This is a genomic window from Gordonia sp. BP-119 (assembly GCF_016924115.1).
GTDB lineage: Bacteria > Actinomycetota > Actinomycetes > Mycobacteriales > Mycobacteriaceae > Gordonia > Gordonia hongkongensis.
The window spans coordinates 19,008-39,950 of sequence record NZ_JAFFZF010000037.1; the positions used below are offsets into that span (position 1 = coordinate 19,008).

Annotated in this window: 22 protein-coding genes and 4 tRNA genes; 21 read left to right on the plus strand and 5 right to left on the minus strand. The window is 67.6% G+C overall.

Annotated elements, in window-relative coordinates; all coding sequences use genetic code 11:
- Positions 1-19: 19 nt before the first annotated feature.
- From JW364_RS18905 to JW364_RS18915, 3 genes are all read right to left on the minus strand, one after another.
- A tRNA-Val gene (locus JW364_RS18905) sits at positions 20-94 on the minus strand.
- A 21-nt stretch (positions 95-115) separates the two neighbouring features.
- Positions 116-189, minus strand: a tRNA-Cys gene (locus JW364_RS18910).
- A 22-nt stretch (positions 190-211) separates the two neighbouring features.
- A tRNA-Gly gene (locus JW364_RS18915) sits at positions 212-284 on the minus strand.
- 253 nt (positions 285-537) lie between these two features.
- Between JW364_RS18915 and JW364_RS18920 the strand changes: the two genes are divergently transcribed.
- The 3 genes from JW364_RS18920 to JW364_RS18930 all read left to right on the plus strand — a co-directional run bounded on the left by JW364_RS18920 (position 538) and on the right by JW364_RS18930 (position 2,780).
- Positions 538-612: transfer RNA gene (locus tag JW364_RS18920), tRNA-Val, on the plus strand.
- A gap of 131 nt (positions 613-743) precedes the next feature.
- Positions 744-1,679 (plus strand): restriction endonuclease, encoded by a 936-nt coding sequence (locus JW364_RS18925; RefSeq protein WP_065632217.1) that lies wholly within the window; start codon positions 744-746, stop codon positions 1,677-1,679.
- An 18-nt stretch (positions 1,680-1,697) separates the two neighbouring features.
- Positions 1,698-2,780: a DUF4238 domain-containing protein gene (locus JW364_RS18930; protein WP_065632093.1), complete on the plus strand. Its 1,083-nt coding sequence runs from the start codon at positions 1,698-1,700 to the stop codon at positions 2,778-2,780.
- A 41-nt stretch (positions 2,781-2,821) separates the two neighbouring features.
- Here JW364_RS18930 and JW364_RS18935 read toward each other — a convergent pair whose 3' ends face one another.
- Both JW364_RS18935 and JW364_RS18940 read right to left on the minus strand, forming a co-directional pair.
- Entirely contained in the window at positions 2,822-3,367 is a 546-nt protein-coding gene (locus JW364_RS18935) for a hypothetical protein (protein WP_065632094.1), read from the minus strand.
- Positions 3,368-3,679: 312 nt separating this feature from the next.
- Positions 3,680-4,219 carry a hypothetical protein gene (locus JW364_RS18940; RefSeq protein ID WP_065632095.1) on the minus strand — a complete coding sequence of 180 codons (540 nt, stop codon included), beginning with the start codon at positions 4,217-4,219 and terminating at the stop codon, positions 3,680-3,682.
- A gap of 148 nt (positions 4,220-4,367) precedes the next feature.
- On the opposite strand from JW364_RS18940, the gene JW364_RS18945 reads away from it, so the two are divergent.
- From JW364_RS18945 to ruvB, 18 genes are all read left to right on the plus strand, one after another.
- Entirely contained in the window at positions 4,368-5,765 is a 1,398-nt protein-coding gene (locus JW364_RS18945) for a glycosyltransferase 87 family protein (RefSeq protein ID WP_068971784.1), read from the plus strand.
- Positions 5,766-5,842: 77 nt separating this feature from the next.
- Complete coding sequence (locus tag JW364_RS18950) at positions 5,843-6,343, plus strand: TIGR02611 family protein (protein ID WP_083229441.1); 501 nt, start codon at positions 5,843-5,845, stop codon at positions 6,341-6,343.
- A gap of 120 nt (positions 6,344-6,463) precedes the next feature.
- Positions 6,464-8,560 carry a threonine--tRNA ligase gene (gene thrS / locus JW364_RS18955; protein ID WP_068971772.1) on the plus strand — a complete coding sequence of 699 codons (2,097 nt, stop codon included), beginning with the start codon at positions 6,464-6,466 and terminating at the stop codon, positions 8,558-8,560.
- Positions 8,553-9,116, plus strand: a complete 564-nt coding sequence (locus JW364_RS18960; RefSeq protein WP_068971773.1) for an HIT domain-containing protein — start codon at positions 8,553-8,555, stop codon at positions 9,114-9,116. Before thrS ends, JW364_RS18960 begins: the two co-directional genes overlap by 8 nt.
- Positions 9,117-9,227: 111 nt before the next feature.
- Positions 9,228-9,947 (plus strand): phosphatidylinositol phosphate synthase, encoded by a 720-nt coding sequence (gene pgsA / locus JW364_RS18965; RefSeq protein WP_068971774.1) that lies wholly within the window; start codon positions 9,228-9,230, stop codon positions 9,945-9,947.
- The gene (locus JW364_RS18970; protein WP_068971775.1) at positions 9,944-10,867 is read left to right on the plus strand and encodes a phosphatidylinositol mannoside acyltransferase; all 924 of its coding nucleotides are present in this window, start codon (positions 9,944-9,946) and stop codon (positions 10,865-10,867) included. The genes pgsA and JW364_RS18970 overlap by 4 nt, the downstream gene beginning before the upstream one ends.
- 19 nt (positions 10,868-10,886) lie before the next feature.
- Entirely contained in the window at positions 10,887-12,011 is a 1,125-nt protein-coding gene (locus JW364_RS18975) for a glycosyltransferase family 4 protein (RefSeq protein WP_068971776.1), read from the plus strand.
- Positions 12,011-12,556 carry an NUDIX hydrolase gene (locus JW364_RS18980; RefSeq protein WP_065632100.1) on the plus strand — a complete coding sequence of 182 codons (546 nt, stop codon included), beginning with the start codon at positions 12,011-12,013 and terminating at the stop codon, positions 12,554-12,556. The genes JW364_RS18975 and JW364_RS18980 overlap by 1 nt, the downstream gene beginning before the upstream one ends.
- Before the next feature lie 96 nt (positions 12,557-12,652).
- Positions 12,653-13,564 (plus strand): pyridoxal 5'-phosphate synthase lyase subunit PdxS, encoded by a 912-nt coding sequence (gene pdxS, locus JW364_RS18985; RefSeq protein WP_065632101.1) that lies wholly within the window; start codon positions 12,653-12,655, stop codon positions 13,562-13,564.
- 131 nt (positions 13,565-13,695) lie between these two features.
- Entirely contained in the window at positions 13,696-14,562 is an 867-nt protein-coding gene (locus JW364_RS18990) for a PP2C family serine/threonine-protein phosphatase (protein WP_058250263.1), read from the plus strand.
- Between the two features lie 11 nt (positions 14,563-14,573).
- Positions 14,574-15,344: an FHA domain-containing protein gene (locus JW364_RS18995; RefSeq protein ID WP_058250264.1), complete on the plus strand. Its 771-nt coding sequence runs from the start codon at positions 14,574-14,576 to the stop codon at positions 15,342-15,344.
- A 170-nt stretch (positions 15,345-15,514) separates the two neighbouring features.
- Entirely contained in the window at positions 15,515-16,006 is a 492-nt protein-coding gene (locus tag JW364_RS19000; protein WP_205334114.1) for a LuxR C-terminal-related transcriptional regulator, read from the plus strand.
- Between the two features lie 63 nt (positions 16,007-16,069).
- Positions 16,070-16,924, plus strand: coding sequence for an acyl-CoA thioesterase II (locus JW364_RS19005; protein WP_058250266.1), 855 nt, complete (start codon positions 16,070-16,072; stop codon positions 16,922-16,924).
- Positions 16,921-17,541 carry a pyridoxal 5'-phosphate synthase glutaminase subunit PdxT gene (gene pdxT, locus JW364_RS19010; RefSeq protein ID WP_058250267.1) on the plus strand — a complete coding sequence of 207 codons (621 nt, stop codon included), beginning with the start codon at positions 16,921-16,923 and terminating at the stop codon, positions 17,539-17,541. The genes JW364_RS19005 and pdxT overlap by 4 nt, the downstream gene beginning before the upstream one ends.
- Before the next feature lie 156 nt (positions 17,542-17,697).
- Complete coding sequence (locus JW364_RS19015) at positions 17,698-18,453, plus strand: YebC/PmpR family DNA-binding transcriptional regulator (protein ID WP_058250268.1); 756 nt, start codon at positions 17,698-17,700, stop codon at positions 18,451-18,453.
- 101 nt (positions 18,454-18,554) lie between these two features.
- Entirely contained in the window at positions 18,555-19,124 is a 570-nt protein-coding gene (gene ruvC / locus JW364_RS19020) for a crossover junction endodeoxyribonuclease RuvC (RefSeq protein ID WP_058250269.1), read from the plus strand.
- Entirely contained in the window at positions 19,121-19,714 is a 594-nt protein-coding gene (ruvA, locus tag JW364_RS19025; RefSeq protein ID WP_065632105.1) for a Holliday junction branch migration protein RuvA, read from the plus strand. The genes ruvC and ruvA overlap by 4 nt, the downstream gene beginning before the upstream one ends.
- Entirely contained in the window at positions 19,715-20,803 is a 1,089-nt protein-coding gene (gene ruvB / locus JW364_RS19030; RefSeq protein WP_058250271.1) for a Holliday junction branch migration DNA helicase RuvB, read from the plus strand.
- Positions 20,804-20,943 lie beyond the last annotated feature (140 nt).

Genomic DNA, 20,943 nt, shown 5'->3' on the forward strand with positions numbered 1-20,943 from the left:
CGATCCGGGGGTTTTGTCGTGGTGCGCGATACAAGGATTGAACTTGTGACCTCTTCCGTGTCAGGGAAGCGCTCTCCCACTGAGCTAATCGCGCGGGTATGGAATTGTGCAGCGGTGGAGGTGGCGACGGGAATCGAACCCGTGTACACGGCTTTGCAGGCCGTTGCCTCACCACTCGGCCACACCACCAGATGCGAGTCGACTCGCGCCGAGCGGATGACGGGATTCGAACCCGCGACCCTCACCTTGGCAAGGTGATGCGCTACCAGCTGCGCTACATCCGCATGCCCACGAGCGATCTTGTGGATCGTGCTGCTCGCGGTGCGAAGAGAAACTTACGCGATGGTTTCCGAACTATCCAAATCGCCTGGTCAGGGGCGTGGCCGCGAGTGAATCACCAGCGTGTGATTCGCTCCCGTGCCGCATAGGCGGGTTTGTGACGTGGCCCACCGCGGTGATTTGGGACTTCTGCGCAACCCGTGTAATCTTCTGGCTCGTGCGCAGGCGCCCCCGGCACTGACCGAAGGCGCCCGACACGGTCCCGTGGCTCAGTGGAAGAGCGTCCCGTTCACACCGGGAAGGTCGCTGGTTCGATCCCAGCCGGGACCACCAGGTGATAGCGGCTGTCAGGTCATCGGGCCATCACTCGACCTCTCGCCAGCCACGACGCGCCTTCGTTCTTCAACAGCAACCGCACCGCCACCGTCTAAGGTTTGCTCCGTGCCCTGTCGGAGTTGTGCGCGGTGACCATTCCTGATTTCCAATCCCTAATGCGGCCAGTGCTCGCCTTTCTCGCCGACGGGCAGGTCCACAGATCTCGCGATGTTGTCGAGGCCATGGCTGATCAGTTCGGTTTGACCGAGGCTGAGCGCGCCGAGATGTTGCCCAGCGGTGCGGCGAAACGAATCAACAACCGAGTTGGGTGGGCGACGACCTACCTCAGCCAGGCCGGCCTGATCGAACGCCCTGGCCGAGGGCAGATTGTGATCTCACAGCAGGGGCGTGGCGCCTTATACAGCAATCCCGAGCGCATCGACATGAAGGTCTTGGAGGAATACGAGTCGTATCGCGCGTTCAAGATGCGGAAGCGGAAGCGCGAGGATGACTCTCACGAGGACCACGACATCGTCGAACCGACTGTGACTGACGACGATGGGGCGGCGACGCCGAACGACCTCCTGGAGCGTGCGGTCGCACTTAATCGGGCGGCCGTTGAGAGCGAGGTGCTGGCAACGGCACTTAAACTCTCGCCGACCGGGTTTGAGGAGCTGGTCGTGAGGCTCCTGGACCGCATGGGATATGGGCGTGCCGGATCGGTCGAGCGAACGAGCGCGTCGGGTGACGCAGGAGTGGACGGGATCATTAGCCAGGATCCGCTCGGCCTCGATCGCATCTATGTTCAGGCGAAGCGGTACGCCGAGGACCGTGCTGTCGATCGACCGAGGATCCACGAGTTCGCGGGAGCGCTCCTTGGAAAGCAGGGCGACCGTGGCGTGTACTTAACTACATCGAGATTCACCCACGGCGCTCGCGACGAGGCAGAGCGAATCAACGCCCGCATCGAACTCATCGACGGTTCCCGGCTCGCCGAGTTGCTGGTGCAGTACGAGGTCGGCGTTCAGCCCGAGCAGGCTGCGACTCTGTATCGCCTGGACGAGGACTTCTTTGAGTCGATCTGATGATGAACGGGGTGATGAATGCAAGGGCGGGTGTTTCCGCACAAGTGGACATCGGATGTCGAGATCGAGGAGTCGAAACGTCTTGCTGCCGCTGGCGGTGTCGGAAAGAAGCATCACCACGTGCCTCAGGTTTACCTCCGGCGGTGGGCTGACTCCGAAGGTGCGGTCCGAGTCACGAAAGTCTCGACGCGTGACACATATGTCCAGCCCACCAAGGACATCGCCAAGAAATCGAATCTGTACAGGATCTCCGCGTCCGATTTGGAATCTGACTACCCTGAGCTGTGGTTCGAGAAGCACATGTCGAGGATCGAGAGCGACGCCGCCGCATGGCTCGGCGCGTTAGACGAGCTTCCCGATGGGCAAATTCGTGATCGGCAATTGATCGCTAATCTTGGTGTGTTCGTGGCGCTGCAGGAGCAGCGGACACTCAAACATCACGCGCAGAATTTGCGGATTGAAGACGCGTTGAATCGGTTTGGTCGCGCTGAGACGGTCAGTCGAGTGCTGCCCTGGCTTGCTCCGTTGTATGGGATTCCTTACTCGGCGGAGCGCCACGACGAGCTGTTGGACGAGATTCTGAATGTTCAGTTGCTCAGTAGCGAGCGGAAGCCCCGGGCTTTGGAAAGTGCCATAGGCGTCTGGCGGTCGCAGGCTATTCCGCACCTCGTGGCGGCGCGAAGTTGGTGGCTTGTGTCGAGTGCGGGTCCATTGGTCACATGTGATGAGCCCACCATCTGGTTGGGAGGTCCGGCTCGTGGCCGGTGGGAGCCCCCTGCCTGGGCGCGTTCCTCGCACATGGTGTTTCCGCTCGGTCCGCATCGACTACTGGTACTGGCAGCGCGCAAGTTTCATCCATTGCCGCCGCCGTTTGAACTAAGTGCCAGTGAGGCTCGGCAGATCAACTTCGAGATCGTGGCTGCCTCTCACGAGTTCGGTTACGAGACCCCGGGCACTAGCGCTGCAGCGGCGTTTGAAGTGCCGCCGTGGCCGCCTCATAGCCCGGATAGTGCCCCGACATTTATGGAGGCAGTCCTAGAGCCGTCGCGATGGGCGCAGGGCGAAGGTCCTCCGTGGGCTGTCCGCCGCTGGTACGGGTAGCGGCTTGTCGGCACTGAGGACGTAAACGCGTTGCTTGCATGTCAATCGGAACTCAGCCGGTATTCGTCGTCGTACCAGCGAATGAACCGCTCAACGGAGCCCCAACCTTCCGCTACGCGGTCGTGAAGTGCACGCTGGTCGTGGCCGGGAACCCAGCGGCGGCCAGGTGGCAATTCACTGCCACACCCGCACATACAGCCAAGGTTGGAGTTGTCGTCCGGCAGATACCGGACAGGATTGCGGAATGGCTCGATCGCGGTGTCGATGAGACGGTCGTAATCAGGGTGCCCCCTGCGCAGAACGTGTCCGACAACGGCCTGCTTGACGCCTCCTGAGCGAAGCGGAACGTCTTCGATGTGATCGATCTCGGCAACGATACGAATGACGTGCCCGACGCTCATCGTGGCGATCCGCTCTCGATGACCGCGTGGCCCAATCTTGTACACGCCGCGGTTCTGATTGAAGTTCACGCTGTCGCTTGCGTGTGGGTCGAACCCGGCCCAGTTGCGATTCCAATCCGACGGATCCTCGCCGACTGATGTCCCGGGTCCGACCAAGAACTTCTCACGCAGATTGAGATTCAGCATGCGCCTGCCTTCCCAAGGAGTGATGCAGACAATACGTTACAGCAGGACGTAAGGGCAAGGCAATATCTTTAGATTAAAGTCGCTTCCTAGGATCAATCTTTAACCATCGAGCTACTGCGATCCTGATGACAGCCTCAGCCCGCGTACGAGCAGGACTCGTGCTTACGTGACCCAGGACCTCTGTCCTCGCACGCGTGTCGCTACTAGGACTTCTGAAGACGTTGATGGCGAAGAACGCCGTCGCCGGTTTGCGATGGCAGTGGTAATCGCCACGCCGACGTCCCGTGGGTGCGGCGCGACGATCGGACGCTTTCAGTGCGGACTGCACCCATGAACGAACACGGGCCGGTATGGCTGTCCCGCAACCGCATCGACGTCGGCGAGAGCCCGGGCCAGCACGACGACCGCGGCGTCCGCGGACCGCTGCAGCGGCGCGGCGAGGAGGCCGTAACCGTGCCGCATCGTCACCGTGGCGACGATGCGCGCCTGCCAGCCCGGCGCGTCGGCCGGCGGTGACTGGATGCCGTCGAGAACGCGGCAGGTCGAACGCTGCGCGAGCTCCTCACCGTCGTTCCCGGTCGAGAGATCGATGAGTACGTCGACCACTCGCCGCTGGTCGGGTCGTAGCGCAGAGTCGTCGGGGAGTGGCCAGGGGTTGAGCCGCGGGCGCACGACCTCGGACGGGGTCTCGAGTGCGATGTGGATCGGTGGAACCGGACCGTCGGCGGTGCTCGACGAGGTGTCGCGCGTCATCGCGACCGGCTCGATGCCTTCCCCGACGCATGCGACGGTCAGCGTTGATGATGCCGCGATGACCAGTACGACTCCGAGGGTTGCTCGTAGTGATGACATGGTGTCGTCCCCCAGGTGATCTCGTCACCCACCGAGGTCAACGGTAGTCCGGCACGGACCGTCGCGATCCAGCTGTCCACCGAACAACCGACCAGGCGCCACGGCGTTGCGCGTGATGCAGCTCACATACAGGGCGTACGCTCGCCGCGTGGCCGCGAAGACTGCCGTCGATCTGCCGGAGTCGTCTCGTCCTGTGCCCGCACGGATCCCGACGGCGGCGATCGTCGTGGCGGCCGTCGTCGCGGTCGGGGTGATCGCCTGGCACGTCGCGGCGTTCCCCATCGCCAACCCGTTCTACGGACTCTTCGAGAACGCCACCGATGCCCGCGTCTACCGCGCGGGCGCGGCCACCGTGCTCGACGCGGGTCCGCTGTACGACGCACCCGTCCTGTGGCGTCTGCACTTCACCTATCCGCCGTTCGCCGCGGTCGTGTTCGTCCCGCTGGCTCTGCTCACCGAGGCCGTCGCCAACATCGTCTGGTGGACAATCGGTTTCGCCGCGCTCATCGGCGTGATCGGGATGTGCCTTCGGAGCCTGCGCTACCGGCCGGACGGTCGCCTGATCACGTTCGCCGCCTTGCTCGCGATCTCGTCGACCGCCCTCGAACCCATCCGAACCACCATCTGGCTCGGACAGGTCAACCTCCTGGTGATGACCCTGATCCTCGTCGACCTGGTGTTCCTCTCGACGACATCGCGGTGGCGCGGAGTCGCCATCGGCATCGCCGCCGGGATCAAACTGACACCGCTGTTCGCCGTCGTCTACCTGTTGGTGACCCGCCAGTGGCGCGCGGCAGCCACGGCGCTGGCGACGTTCGCGGCGACCGTGATGATCGGATTCCTCGCCGTCCCCGCCGACTCGTGGGCCTACTGGACCCGCCACCTCACGGACACCGAACGCATCGGCCGGGCCGACTCGCCGGCCAACCAGTCGGTGCGCGGATTCGTGTCACAGATGCTGTCCCACTTCGACATCGGGCGGTTCGCCGAGCCCGCACCCGGCGGGCCCGTCTTCGTCGCGCCGACGTGGCTGTGGCTCCCGCTCGCGCTGGTCGTCGCCGCGCTCGGACTGCTCGCCGCGGTGGTCGCCGACCGCGATGCGCGCAACGTCCTCGCGGCGACGATCGTCGGGATGACGATGTGTGCGGTCTCGCCCTTCGCGTGGGGACACCACTGGGTCTGGTGCGTGCCGCTGTTCGTCGTCGCGCTGGATCTGGCGATGCGGCGGGGGAGTACGGCTCGTACGTGGTGGTACTGGCTCGCGCCGGCCGGCGTGGCGACGCTGACGTTCACCTGGTGGCGGCACTGGTGGGACAGCGGGCCGTACCTGACCTCCGACCACGCCATCGCGTTGGGGCTTTTAATGATGCCGCGAAATGGTGACGACTCTGTCGTGGGCGATCTGCTCGTCGTGCTGTATTCGGGCTGCTATCCGCTGCTTCTCGCGGTCACCGTGTCCGCGACTCTGATCGACGGCGCGCGGCGGAGGCGACGGCGCCGCTCGACCACCCTGCCGACGCCGGAGGCCCACACCTGCATCGCGTAGCCTGGACGTCACTTTCCAGGCCGAGACGAACACCGGGCCGAAGTGCGCAGCGGGCCGAATGAACGAGGTGGGAGACGATGCCGACACCGGGGGCGAGCGAATCCGGAGTGAACGAGACGTCCACACCGAGCGGCGCGCGGACGTCGGCCGACGCGGACCGCGGGTCTCTCCGGCATCGCCTGCGCATCCGCGCACGCCATCGTCGCTACGTCGTGCGAAGCAACCCGAAGTGGCACGGCATGTACCGCATCGCGGTCGGGACCATCGGCACGATCGTCCTGCTGTGCGGAATCGTCGCGGTCCCGTACCCGGGCCCGGGCTGGCTCATCGTGTTCCTCGGACTGGGCATCCTGGCGTCCGAGTTCGACTGGGCGCACCGGTTGCTGAAGTTCGCGCGGGCGAAATACGACGCCTGGATGGACTGGATCGGTCGGCAACACTGGTCGGTACAGGCCGTCTTCTGGCTCGCAACCTGTGCCATCGTCATCGCCACCCTCTGGGTTCTCGGCGCGCTCAACACCGTCGCCGGGTGGGTCGGCCTCGACTACGGCTGGCTGGCGAGTCCGATCTTCGGCTGATCTCCGACGCCGCAAGGTAGGGGTGCACTCCACGACGACCCGTCGCGGATACCATCAGAGTCGCAAACGTCCGACCCGGACGCGTCTTCGCGTGTCCGCCCCAACCCGAGGAGCGCCCCCGTGCCCGACGACGTCCAGGTGACCAGCCCCGCCACGATCCGTGTGCCGGCTGGGACGACCGCGGGCACCGCACTGCGCGAGGCCGAGCTGCCCAACAAGGGCCCGGAGGCCATCGTCGTCGTCCGTGACGCGGGCGGGGACCTCCGCGACCTGTCGTGGGCACCCGACGCCGACACCGATGTCAAACCGGTCGCCGCGAACACCGAGGCCGGCCGCAGCGTGATCCGGCATTCCACCGCACACGTTCTCGCGCAGGCGGTCCAGGAGCTGTTCCCCGAGGCCAAGCTCGGCATCGGCCCGCCGATCAAGGACGGCTTCTACTACGACTTCGACGTCGCCGAACCCTTCACCCCCGAGGACATCACCGCCCTCGAGAAGAAGATGAAGCAGATCATCAAGTCGGGTCAGCGGTTCTCGCGGCGGGTGTACGAGTCGAAGGACGAGGCCCGCGCCGAACTGGCCGGGGAGCCGTTCAAACTCGAACTCATCGACGACAAGGGCGCGGCCGACGACGCCGAGGTGATGGAGGTCGGCGGCGGGGAACTGTCGGTCTACGACAACCTCAATCCGCGCACCGGAGAACGCATCTGGTGCGACCTGTGCCGCGGGCCGCACGTCCCGACGACCAAGTACATCGCGGCCTTCAAGCTGACCCGCAGCTCGGCGGCGTACTGGCGCGGCGATCAGGCCAACGCCGGTCTGCAGCGCGTCTACGGCACCGCGTGGGAATCGTCGGAGGCGCTGGACGCACACCTGGAGATGCTCGCGGAGGCCGAGAAGCGCGATCACCGCAAGCTCGGCGCCGAACTCGACCTGTTCAGCTTCCCCGACGAGCTCGGCTCGGGACTCCCGGTCTTCCACCCGAAGGGCGGCATCATCAAGCGCGAGATGGAGGACTACGTCCGCGCGAAGCACATCGAGAACGGCTTCCAGTACGTCGGCACCCCGCACATCTCGAAGGAACATCTGTTCCACCTGTCGGGCCATCTGCCGTACTACGCCGACGGCATGTTCCCGCCGATCCACGTCGACGAGGAACGCAACGAGGCAGGGGAGATCACCCGCCAGGGGCAGGACTACTACCTCAAGGCAATGAACTGCCCGATGCACAATCTGATCTTCCGGTCGCGCGGACGGTCGTACCGTGAACTGCCGCTGCGGCTCTTCGAGTTCGGTCACGTCTACCGCTACGAGAAGTCGGGCGTCGTGCACGGTCTGACCCGCGTCCGCGGGTTCGCCCAGGACGATTCGCACAGCTATGTGACGCCGGAACAGGCCAAGGACGAGATCAAGCATCTGCTCGACTTCATCCTCGGGTTGCTGCGCGACTTCGGCCTCGACGAGTTCTACCTCGAGCTGTCCACCCGTGACGACTCGCCGAAGTTCATCGGTTCCGCGGAGCAGTGGGCCGCCGCGACCGCCATCCTCGAAGAGGTGTGCGTCGAATCAGGTCTCGACCTCGTGCCCGACCCGGGTGGTGCCGCCTACTACGGACCGAAGGTCTCGGTTCAGGCGAAGGACGCGATCGGGCGTACCTGGCAGATGTCGACCATCCAGTACGACTTCAACCAGCCGGCCGGATTCGACCTCGAGTACACCGCCGCCGACGGCACCAAGCAGCAGCCGGTGATGATCCACTCGGCGAAGTTCGGCTCCATCGAGCGGTTCTTCGGCGTGCTCACCGAGCACTACGCGGGCGCGTTCCCGGCGTGGCTCGCACCGGTCCAGGTGGTCGGCATCCCGGTCGCGGAGGCGTTCGAGGAGCATCTGTACGACGTGGCAGCCGACCTTCTCGCCGCCGGTGTCCGCGCCGAGGTCGACGCCTCCGACGACCGCATGCAGAAGAAGATCCGCAACCACACCACCGGCAAGGTGCCGTTCATGCTGCTCGCCGGCGAACGCGACGTCGAGGCCGGGGCGGTGAGCTTCCGGTTCCGCGACGGCACGCAGGTCAACGGCGTGCCGGTCGCCGATGCGGTGTCGGTGATCGTCGGGTGGGTCCGGAGCAGGCGCAACGAGTCGCCCACCAAGGAGTTGGTCGAGGCCGCGCTCGGCGAGGTGGAGACGGTCGTGGTGGCGGGAGCGCTCGATGAGTGACGCCGCGTTCGGTGAGGCGCCCGGCGAGATCCGGGACGAGGGTGTCGGTGTGGCGGATCGCCTGCAACGGCTGTGGAGTCCCCACCGGATGACCTACATCGCCGACCCGCAACCGGCCGAGAAGACGGGGCACCCGTTCCTCGACATCCCGACCATGAGCGATGAGGACGGTCTCATCGTGGCGCGTGGTGACACCGTCTACGCGGTGCTGAACCTGTACCCCTACAACCCGGGGCACACCATGGTGGTGCCGTACCGGCAGGTCGCCGACCTCGAGGATCTGACCGCCGCGGAGTCCGCGGAACTGATGACGTTCACGCAGCGGATGATCCGCACGATCAAGGCGGTGTCGAACCCCAACGCGTTCAACGTGGGTCTGAATCTCGGCTACGCGGCGGGCGGTTCCTTGTCCGAGCACCTCCACCAGCACATCGTGCCGCGATGGATGGGCGACGCGAACTTCATCACCATCGTCGGCGAGACGAAGGTCATGCCGCAGTTGCTCCGGGACACTCGCGGACTGCTGGCCACCGCCTGGCAACGGCTGGACGACTGACCCCGCTGTGAGCGATCGGGTGCCGGTGCGATCAGGTGAGGCGATGTCAGACGAGAGCGATCGGGAAGCGCTGAGCCACGACGCGGCGCGAGATGGGGGAGGAACTCGGCGATGCTGAGCATTCTGGGTCGGGCATCGGTCTCGAAGGTGACCCTCCCGATGGGTCGGGCGCTCCTGCGGACCGGGCTGACGCCGGACTCGGTGACGGTGATCGGCACGCTGGCCGGCGTCGCAGCCGCCCTCACGCTGTTCCCGATGGGGGAGCTGTTCTGGGGCACGCTGGTCATCTGGCTGTTCGTGATGTTCGACATGCTCGACGGCGCGATGGCCCGTGCCCGGGGCGGTGGCACGCGATTCGGCGCCGTTCTCGACGCGACCTGTGACCGCGTCGCCGACGGCGCCATCTTCGCGGGCCTCGCCTGGTGGTGCGCGGTCACCGAACCCCACGACCTGCTCCTCGTCGCGACCCTCATCTGTCTGGTGACCTCCCAGGTCATCTCCTATGCCAAGGCCCGCGCGGAGGCGAGCGGCCTGTACGGCGACGGCGGTCTCATCGAGCGGCCCGACCGGTTGATCATCGTGCTCGTCGGCGCCGGTCTCACGGGTCTCGGCCTGTGGTGGGCCATCCACGTCGCGATGTGGTTCCTCGCGGTCGCCAGTGTCATCACCGTCGGGCAGCGGATGTGGTCGATCGCGCAGTCGCCGGGTGCGCGGGACCTCATCCCCATCGCCTCGGAACCCGCAGACACCGAGCCCGCAGAAGCCGAGAACGGCGATGCCGAACCCTCGTCCGGCTCGGACGGTCAGACCCCGCCCGCGGGACAGCGATGACCGATCTCGGCGCGATGGCCGCTGATCTCGGGTACCGGGCCGGCTGGGCCGCCGTCCGCTGGGCTCCGGAACGGGCGGCGCGGGGTCTGTTCGACCGTGCCGGCAGCTACGCGGGTCGTCGTGGCGGTGGCCCGGACCAGTTGCGCCGCAACCTGGCCCGTGTCCTGGGCGTGGAACCCGCGCAGGTGCCCGACGACCTCGTCGCCGACGCCATGCGCTCCTACGCCCGGTACTGGTGCGAGGCGTTCCGCCTGCCGACGCAGGATCGTGCGACCGTCACGTCCACCGTTGCGCTCCCCGACGAGGACCGGGCCCGACTGGACGCCGCGCTGGCCCGGGGCAAGGGAGTCATCCTGGCGCTGCCGCACACCGGCAACTGGGACATGGCCGGTGTCTGGCTGGTCCACCACTACGGCAGGTTCGCGACCGTAGCCGAACGCCTGAAGCCGGAGTCACTGTTCAACCGGTTCGTCGCCTACCGGGAATCGCTGGGGTTCGAGATCTTCCCCCTCAGCGGCGGAGAACAGCCTCCGTTCGGACTGCTGGCCGACCGGCTCCGCGCCGGCGGCATTGTGTGCCTGCTCGGCGAACGCGACATCGCCCGGCACGGGGTGCCGGTGACCTTCTTCGGCGAACGGACCCGCATGCCCGCGGGCTCGGCGCGCCTGGCCATCGAAACCGGTGCGACACTGCTGCCGGTTCATCACTGGTTCGAGGAGGCGCCGTACTCCCGGATGTGTTGCGGTGAGTCGATCGACGTCTCCGGCGGGATCGAAGCAGCCACCCAGGCCCTCGCCGACGCCTTCGCGGTCAATATCGCCGCGCATCCCGCGGACTGGCACATGCTGCAGCCGCTCTGGGAGAGCGACTGGACCGACCGTCAACGCGGTCGCGTCGAGCAGGACGGGACGCCGACATGACGACGACCAGGGGAGTGCTATGCGAATCGGAATGATCTGCCCCTACTCCTTCGACGTGCCCGGGGGTGTACAGGCCCACGTCACCGAACTCGCGGACGTCTTCCTCGACCGTGGCCACGAGGTCAGCGTGCTCGCCCCGGCCGGCCGCGACACCGAACTGCCGGAGTACGTCGTCCGGGCGGGACCCGCGCTGGCGATCCCGTACAACGGCTCGGTCTCCCGGGTGAATTTCAGTCCCAAGGGCTACCTGCGGTTGCGTCGCTGGGTCGCCGAGAACGGCTTCGACGTCCTGCACGTCCACGAACCGAATTCGCCGAGCATCTCGATGCTGTCGTTGATGGTGGCCTCCGGGCCCATCGTCACCACCTTCCACACCGCCACCTCGAAGTCCTTGTGGCTGAGCGTGTTCCAGGGGATCTTGCGGCCGTACCACGAACGGATCGCGGGCAAGATCGCCGTCTCCGAGCTCGCGCGTCGCTGGCAGATGGAGTCACTCGGCTCCGATGCCGTCGAGATCCCGAACGGCATCAACGTCGCGTCCTTCGCCGACGCCGAGCCCCTCGAGGGGTATCCGCACCCGGGTGGCACGATCCTGTTCCTCGGTCGTTTCGACGAACCGCGCAAGGGCATCGACGTGCTCATGCGTGCACTGCCCGCGGTCGTGGAGAGGTTCCCGTACGTGCGGGTCCTGGTCGTCGGCGGCGGCAACCAGGCGGCGCTGCGGCGGCGGGCGGGTCCACTCGCCGAACACCTGGTGTTTCTGGGGCAGGTCGACGACGCGACCAAGGCGCGGGCGCTGGCCTCCGCCGACGTCTACTGCGCGCCCAACCTCGGCGGCGAGAGCTTCGGCATCGTCCTGGTCGAGGCGATGGCGGCCGGGGCGGCGGTGATCGCCAGCTCCCTGAACGCCTTCCGGCGGGTGCTCGACGACGGCCGGGCCGGGCGACTCGTCGAGACGGGGTCCCCCGATCAACTCGCCGCCGGCCTCGTCGAACTCCTCGCCGACCCGGAGGCGCGCGCCGATCTCGTCGCCGCCGGACGGATTCGGGCCGACAAGTACGACTGGTCGCGGGTGGCCGACCAGATTCTCCGGGTCTACGACACCGTCACGGTGGGAGCCGGTCCGGTCGTGGTGTCGGACTGATGGCCACCTGGATCGTCCTCGGCGTGGTGGCCGTGCTGCTCGTGGCGGGATGGGCCTACCACACGGCCAACCGCCTCGACCGGCTCAACGTCCGTGTCGATCTCGCCCGCCAGGCGCTCGAATCGAACCTCGACCGGCGCGCGGTGGTCGTGCGTGCGGTGTCAGCGGAGATGATCGCCGGCGACGGCGCCGCGAACTCCCGCACGTCCGTCGACGACGGCGTCGCCGCCCAGGCGCGAGAGCTCGCCACGCTGGCCGATCGCGCCGAGCGGGCCGCGCCGACGGCACGTGAGGACGCCGAGAACGCGCTGTCGGCCGCACTGGCGCGCACCGACCCGAATCGTCGGTCCGCGGCCCTCGTCGTCGAACTCGCCGACGCCGAGACGCGGGTGATGATGGCGCGTCGGTTCTACAACGACGCCGTGCGGGACACCAGGGCCCTCGCGCAACGCCGGCCCGTTCGATGGCTGCGGCTCGGCGGCCACGCGGCACCCCCGGAGTACTTCGAGATCATCGAGCGCGTCACCCCAGGCCAGGCGGACTGATCCCTCGTCAGGGGCCATCGGCCCCTCACCTAGACTGGTGGGCATACCGCCGCCGCGAACGCGGCAGGTCGGGACTGCGACACGAGGAGATCTTCAGTGAGTCACAACGGCACGACCGTTCCCGAGGTCGGCCAGGGCACGGCCCGGGTCAAGCGCGGCATGGCGGAGATGCTCAAGGGCGGCGTGATCATGGACGTCGTGACCCCCGAGCAGGCGAAGATCGCCGAGGATGCCGGCGCGGTGGCCGTCATGGCTCTGGAGCGGGTGCCCGCCGACATCCGTGCCCAGGGCGGGGTGTCGCGGATGAGCGATCCCGACATGATCGACGGCATCATCGCCGCCGTCTCGATCCCGGTGATGGCCAAGGCCCGCATCGGTCATTTCGTCGAGGCGCAGATCCTGCAGAGCCTCGGCGTGGACTACGTCGACGAATCCGAGGTCCTGACCCCGGCCGACTACAGCAACCACATCGACAAGTGGGCCTTCACGGTGCCGTTCGTGTGCGGTGCGACCAATCTCGGTGAGGCCCTGCGCCGGATCACCGAGGGGGCGGCCATGATCCGCTCGAAGGGCGAGGCCGGCACCGGCGACGTGTCGAACGCGACGACCCACATGCGCAAGATCCGCGACGAGATCCGGCGTCTGACCTCGTTGCCGAAGGACGAACTGTACGTCGCGGCAAAGGAGTTGCAGGCTCCCTACGAGCTCGTGGTCGAGGTGGCCGAGGCCGGCAAGCTGCCGGTCACCCTGTTCACCGCCGGCGGGATCGCCACCCCGGCCGACGCCGCGATGATGATGCAGCTCGGCGCCGAGGGCGTGTTCGTCGGATCGGGGATCTTCAAGTCGGGCAACCCGGCACAGCGGGCCGCGGCGATCGTGCAGGCGACCACGTTCCACGACGATCCCGACGTGCTGGCGAAGGTCTCGCGCGGCCTTGGTGAGGCGATGGTCGGCATCAACGTCGACGACATCCCGCAGCCGCACCGCCTCGCCGAGCGCGGCTGGTGACCGCTTCGTCCGGATCGTAGGTGGTCAGACCGACCGCCTCCCGCCGCGGGGCCCCTTCTCAACACGCCGGAGACCGAACAGTCGACATGCGTGGCGGGTCAGGGGCTTCGCGGCGGTAGTATCTGCTGATCATGGATGCGGCGACCATCGTTCGAGACGCTTCGGTCTCGGGCACACACATCGTGGGTGAATTGCGGCTCGAGTGGTCCGCGGCGTGCAATGTGGGACGAGTCCGGGAGACGAACGAGGACGCGGCACTCGCGCTGCCGGGGATGTACCTGCTCGCCGACGGCATGGGCGGGCACGACAGCGGCGAACTGGCCAGCGAGGCCGCACTGCTCACCTTGTCGGAGGCCACCAGCGCGGGTGAACTCAAGGCGACCCAACTGCAACTCGACGATCTGTTGCTCGCCGCCCAGCGGCGCATCGGCGAGATCGACACCGAGACCGAGCGACGCGCGGGTACCACCGCCACCGGCATCGTGCTCGTCACGCACGAGCAGAGCCCGCACTGGCTGGTGCTCAACATCGGCGACTCGCGGACCTATCGCTTCCAGAACGGGTCGCTCAACCAGCTCACCACCGACCACTCGCAGGTCCAGGAATTCATCGACGCCGGATTCCTCACGCCCGAGCAGGCCCGAACCGATCCGCGCCGCAACGTGATCACGCGTGCGCTCGGCGCGGGCATGGTCGACCCGGTCGCCGACTACTCGAGTACGCCGGCATTCCCGGGGGATGTGCTGCTGCTGTGTACCGACGGTCTGACCGGGGAGCTGCCCGACGAGGAGATCGGTGACATCCTGCGCAATGCGGAGGACTCCCGGCAGGCGGCCGAACGGCTCGTCGACGCCGCGCTGGCGCTCGGCGCGCACGACAACGTCACCGTCATCGTCGTGAGTGTCCACGAATCGGTGCCGACCCTCACGATGCCCGCGCTCGACGACTCGGCGCAGGGAGAGGCCGCCGGAGCTGCTCCGGCCCCCGACCCGAGCTGATCGGAGGACTGATGACCACGGGTCAGGACCGGGCCGAGACATCCCCCGCAGAGTCCGGCGACGCCGCGCTGGACGCCGGGGCGACCTACGTCGAATACTGCGGCGAGCGCATCGCGCTCGACGCCGACCGACGGTTCTTCATCGGCCGCGAAGCGGATCTGTCCATCGACGACAACCCGTACCTTCATCGCCGATTCCTGGTGATACACAACGAGAACGGGCTCTGGTGGCTCACCAATCTCGGCACGCACCTGTCGGCGAGCGTCTCGGCGGGCGACGTCGGGTTCTCGGCGACCCTGGGCCCCGGTGCGCGCATGCCGCTCGTCTTCGGTGAGACGACCATCGTGTTCACCGCCGGCCCGACGACCTACGAGCTGAGCCTGTTCGCCCGCGCGCCGCAGGTGAAATCGGTGACGCGTCCGGAATACAGCGGCGGGCACACGACGCAAGGCGTGCCCACGCTCACGGAGAGTCAGAAGCTGCTGATCATCGTGCTGGCCGAGGAGATCCTGCGGCGTGAGGGGACCGGGTCGAGTGCCATCCCGTCGTCGGCGCAGGCGGCGCGCCGGCTGGGCTGGCCGCTGACCAAGTTCAATCGCAAGCTCGACAACGTCTGCGACAAACTCGATCAACTCGGGGTGAGCGGAATGCGCGGCGGGGGCGGGAAACTCGCGAGCAACCGCCGGACCAAACTGGTGGAGTACGCGGTGTCGTCACGCATCGTCACGCGAGAAGATCTCCCCCTCATCGACGCCGAGGCGGCCCGAAACGCGGCCGACTGAGTCAGCCGCCGCGTATGCACGTCGCTGACCTGCGGTTTCACCGTGGGTAGTTCTCCCCACGGGTAGGGGAGTTCTCCCCATCGACCACCCGGGCCGCAGCCCATAATCTTCATCTCATCGCCGGGAGAACCCGGAAGACCACCGGTTGAATGAGTGAAGAGGAAGCACACATGACTGCGATCGCCCATCAGGCCCCCCAGCACCTGCGCTCGGTCAGCGCTCGTCGTGACGCGGAGGCCATCGCCCGCCGGAAGGAAGCCCTGGCGCGTCTGGCGGCTCGCCGGATGCCGTTGCCCGGCCACCAGATCCAGACACCGCGCGCGGGTCAGCCGCTCGGCCTGGGCCATCGTCCGGGACACCCCCACCTGCACCGTGCGGTCGCCGTTTCCGCGCTCGCCGAGTTCCCCGAGGTCGCGGAGGCCACGGCCGACCGCGCCAAGCCGAATCTCACCTCGCGCGAGGTCGAGGTCCTGCGCACCTGGATGCTCGTCGACTCCAAACCCGCTGTGGCCCAGCAGCTCTACATCTCGCTCGGTACGGTGAACACCCACCTCACCCGGATCCGGGCCAAGTACGCCGAGATCGGCCGTCCGGCCCCGACGAAGGCATCGCTGGTCGCCAGGGCCATCCAGGACGGGATCATGACCCTCGACGAACTCTGATCGCCGGCCGCGCTTCGGCGGGCAGGGGAGTGCCCACCGGCGCCGTGCGCGATACTGGTCTGCGTGGCAGCCATCGAGGACATACTCCAGGTCGAACAGATCGAGACCGACATCTACCGCGGCGGTGCGTTCCCGAGTCACCTGCAGCGCACCTTCGGCGGCCAGGTCGCCGGTCAGGCCCTGATGTCGGCGACCCGCACGGTGTCCGACGAGTTCGACGTCCATTCCCTCCACGGTTACTTCCTGCGTCCCGGTGACCCGGATCGTCCGGCGGTGTTCCTCGTCGACCGCATACGCGACGGACGGTCGTTCGTCACCCGGCGGGTGACCGGCATCCAGAACGGCGAGGCCATCTTCACCATGTCGGCGTCGTTCCACGTGCGCACCGACCAGGGCTACGAGCACCAGGACCGGATGCCGCCGGCCCCGCAACCGGACGAGCTCACCGACCGCCTCGACGAGCTGGCCGAGGAAGAGCGCGCGGTGTTCAAGGAGTGGCGCAACTTCGATCTGCGCATCGTGCCCCCGGAGAAGATGGTCACATCGTCGTATTTCGCTGCGCAACAACGAGTCTGGTTCCGCTACCGCCATCGGCTGCCCGACGACACCGTCTTCCACGTCGGCACGCTGGCCTACATGAGCGACATGACCCTGCTCGGGTCCTCGCGTGTGCCCCACCCCGAATCCAATCCGCAGGTCGCCTCGCTCGACCATGCGATGTGGTTCATGCGGCCGTTCCGCGCGGACGACTGGCTCCTCTACGACCAGACGTCGCCGTCGGCGGGCGGTGGTCGCGCCCTGACCCAGGGACGGATCTTCGATCGACAGGGCCGCCTGGTCGCGGCGGTCACCCAGGAGGGGCTGGCGCGCACCGGCCGCGTGATGCCCGACGACCAGCACGCCCGGACCGATCGGTGAGCGAAGGGAACCGGCCGCGGATCGGGGTTCTGGCACTGCAGGGCGATGTGCGCGAGCACGTCTTCGCGCTCGAGGCGGCCGGCGCCGACGCCGTGGCGGTGCGACGCCCGGCCGAACTCGACGAGGTCGACGGAATCGTCATCCCCGGCGGTGAATCGACGACGATGAGCAAACTGCTCGGCATCTTCGACCTGTTCGACCCGCTGGTGGACAAGCTGTCCGACGGCCTCCCGGCGTACGGGTCGTGCGCGGGCATGATCATGCTCGCCTCCACGATCCTCGACACCCGGCCCGACGCACGGCATCTGGACGCCCTCGATGTCACGGTGCGGCGCAACGCATTCGGGCGTCAGGTGGAGAGTTTCGAGACCGACCTGGAGTTCACCGGGATCACCGACGCCGAGGGCGCCGCGCCGATGCGCGCGGTGTTCATCCGGGCGCCGTGGGTCGAGTCCGTCGCCCCGGAGGTCGAGGTCCTGGCGCGTGTTCCCGGCGGCCCGGCGGCCGGGCGGATCGTCGCGGTGCGTCAGGGGAACGTGCTCGCGACGTCGTTCCACCCGGAGGTGACCGGCGACCGGCGCGTACATGAATACTTCGTGGAGATGGTGCGTCGGTAAGATCGTGCCGAACCAGCGGTAGACCACGAGCCCGGCACGCCGGGAACAACCCAACAGGGCGCACCACCAACAGGGCGACCGGATACAGGTAGGAGTGCGCCGGATGCGGGCCACGGCCCGCCGCACGTGCCGGCGCCGGGAAAGGAATCGACGGACATGAGCGGCCACTCCAAATGGGCCACCACCAAGCACAAGAAGGCGGCCATCGACGCCAAGCGCGGCAAGATGTTCGCCAAGCTCATCAAGAACATCGAGGTGGCGGCGCGGACCGGCGGCGGTGACCCGGCGGGTAACCCCACACTGTTCGACGCGATCCAGAAGGCGAAGAAGTCCTCGGTCCCCAACGACAACATCGAACGCGCACGCAAGCGCGGCGGTGGTGAAGAGGCCGGCGGCGCGGACTGGCAGACCATCATGTACGAGGGCTACGGGCCCAACGGCGTCGCCGTGCTCATCGAATGCCTCACCGACAACCGCAACCGTGCGGCCGGCGAGGTCCGGACCGCGATGACGCGCAACGGCGGCAACATGGCCGACCCGGGTTCGGTCTCCTACCTGTTCACCCGCAAGGGCGTGGTGACGCTGGAGAAGAACGGACAGACCGAGGACGACGTCCTGATGGCCGTGCTCGACGCGGGCGCCGAAGAGGTCACCGATCTCGGCGAGTCCTTCGAGATCGTCAGCGAGCCAAGCGATCTCATCGCCGTCCGCAGCGCGCTGCAGGAGGCCGGGATCGACTACGACTCCGCCGAGGCCAGCTTCCGCGCGTCGGTCGAGGTCGCGGTGGACGCCGACGGCGCACGCAAGGTGTTCAAGCTGATCGACGCCCTCGAGGACTCCGACGACGTCCAGAACGTCTACAGCAACGTCGACATCAGCGACGAGGTCCTCGCCGAACTCGAGAACGACTGACAGCCGCCTCCTCTCCGGTGTGTTGATCACCGGACTTGTCCGTCCTCCCCGATAAGATCTCGAACAACTGTTCGCAGATCACCATGCCTGGGAGGGTACGAGTGCGCGTCATGGGCGTCGATCCGGGTCTGACCCGGTGCGGTATCGCGCTGGTCGAGTCGGGTCGGGGGCGGACGGTGACCGCACTCGACGTGGACGTCGTGCGCACCCCGAGCGACATGGAACTCGCCGAGCGACTGCTCGCGATCTACACCTCGGCGTGTCACTGGCTCGATGTGCACCAGCCCGACGTGGTGGCCATCGAACGGGTCTTCGCGCAGAACCAGGTGTCCACGGCGATGGGGACCGCGCAGGCCGGCGGCGTCATCGCGCTCGCGGCGTCCCAGCGCGACGTCCCGGTGCGCTTCCACACCCCGTCGGAGGTGAAGGCGGCGGTGACCGGCAGCGGACGAGCCGACAAATCCCAGGTCACCGCGATGGTCACCCGGATTCTCGGCATGCAGACAAAGCCGCGTCCCGCCGACGCCGCAGATGCGCTCGCGCTGGCGATCTGTCACTGCTGGCGCGGACCCATGATGGAGCGGATGGCAGCCGCACAGAAGCAGGCCGACGCGGCCGCGGCGCGGCACCGCGCGCGGGTGGCCCAGGCACGAGAAGGGAGTCGCGCATGATCGCGTCAGTCCGCGGACCGGTGCTCGAGATCGCGCTCGACCACGCCGTGATCGACTGCGGGGGAGTGGGATACCGCGTGCTGGCGACGCCCGCGACGCTGTCCCGGCTGCGCCGCGGCGACGAGGCGACGCTGCTGACCTCGATGATCGTCCGCGAGGACTCCATGACGCTCTACGGCTTCACCGAACCCGACGCCCGTGCGCTGTTCGCGCTGCTGCAGACGGTCACCGGCGTCGGCCCGCGACTCGCGATGGCGACCCTCGCAGTCCTCGAGCCGGATGCGTTGCGACGCGCGCTCGCCGAATCGGACACCAAGTCACTGACCTCGGTACCCGGCATCGGCAAACGCGTGGCCGAACGGCTGTGCGTCGAACTGCGGGACAAGGTGGACCGGCCCACGGGCGAGGCGTCGACCGGTGTGACCGTCGTCGGCGGTATTCGCGAGCAGGTCGCCGAGGCGCTCGTCGGGCTCGGGTTCACCGCCGGTCCGGCGGAGAAGGCGGTCACGGCGGTACTGGCCGAGAATCCCGACGCCGATGCGTCCACCGCGCTGCGTCACTCGCTGTCACTGCTCGGCAAGGCGTCGTAGATGGGCGGCGATCCGGACGACGTCGACGACCGGGACGTGAGCGCGATGCCGGTGCGCTCCGACGGCGACCTCGACGCCGGTCTCCGTCCCCGGTCACTCGCTGATTTCATCGGCCAGCCGCGGGTCTGCGAACAGCTCGAACTGGTCCTGCACGGGGCCAAGGGCCGCGGTGGCACCCCCGACCACATCCTGCTGTCGGGACCGCCCGGGCTCGGCAAGACGTCGCTGGCCATGATCATCGCCTCGGAGATGGGCGCCGCCATCCGGGTGACCTCTGGTCCGGCACTCGAGCGCGCCGGCGACCTCGCGGCCATGCTGTCGAACCTCGTCGAGGGCGACGTGCTGTTCATCGACGAGATCCATCGCATCGCGCGCCCGGCCGAGGAGATGCTGTACCTCGCGATGGAGGACTTCCGCGTCGACGTCGTGGTCGGCAAGGGCCCGGGAGCGACTTCGATTCCGCTCGACGTCGCGCCGTTCACGCTGGTCGGGGCGACAACACGGTCGGGGTCGCTGACCGGCCCGCTGCGCGACCGGTTCGGGTTCACCGCGCACATGGAGTTCTACGAGCCCGACGAACTCGTCCGGGTGCTGCACCGCTCGGCCGGGATTCTGGGCATGGAACTCCGCGGCGACGCCTCGGGCGAGATCGCGCGCCGGTCGCGGGGCACGCCCCGCATCGCGAACCGGCTGCTCCGCCGGGTCCGCGACTACGCCGAGGTAAGGGGAGACGGGTCGATCACCGTGGACGTCGCCCGCGCGGCGCTCGCGGTCTACGACGTCGACGAACTCGGCTTCGACCGTCTGGACCGAGCCGTCCTCGACGCCCTGATCCGCGCCTTCGGCGGGGGGCCGGTCGGGGTGTCCACGCTGGCCGTGGCCGTCGGCGAGGAACCGGCGACCGTGGAGGAGGTCTGCGAGCCGTTCTTGGTGCGCGCGGGCATGATCGCGCGGACGCCGCGCGGGCGGGTGGCCACTGCCGCCGCCTGGCATCATCTCGGACTCACCCCGCCCGCCGGTGCGATGAACGCCACCTTCGGGGTGCGTCCCCGTGACGTGGCGGCCGACACGCTGTTCGACGACCTCTAGCCGGATCTTCGACGACCGTCGAGGACACCGGCACCACCTGCGGGGATGAGCTCCGCGCAAGACGTGGCACACTGTGTGGAGCACAGCTGAGCTGATGCTGCCCGGATTTGTCCGGACAGGCCGCTCGCTCACGCCGTACC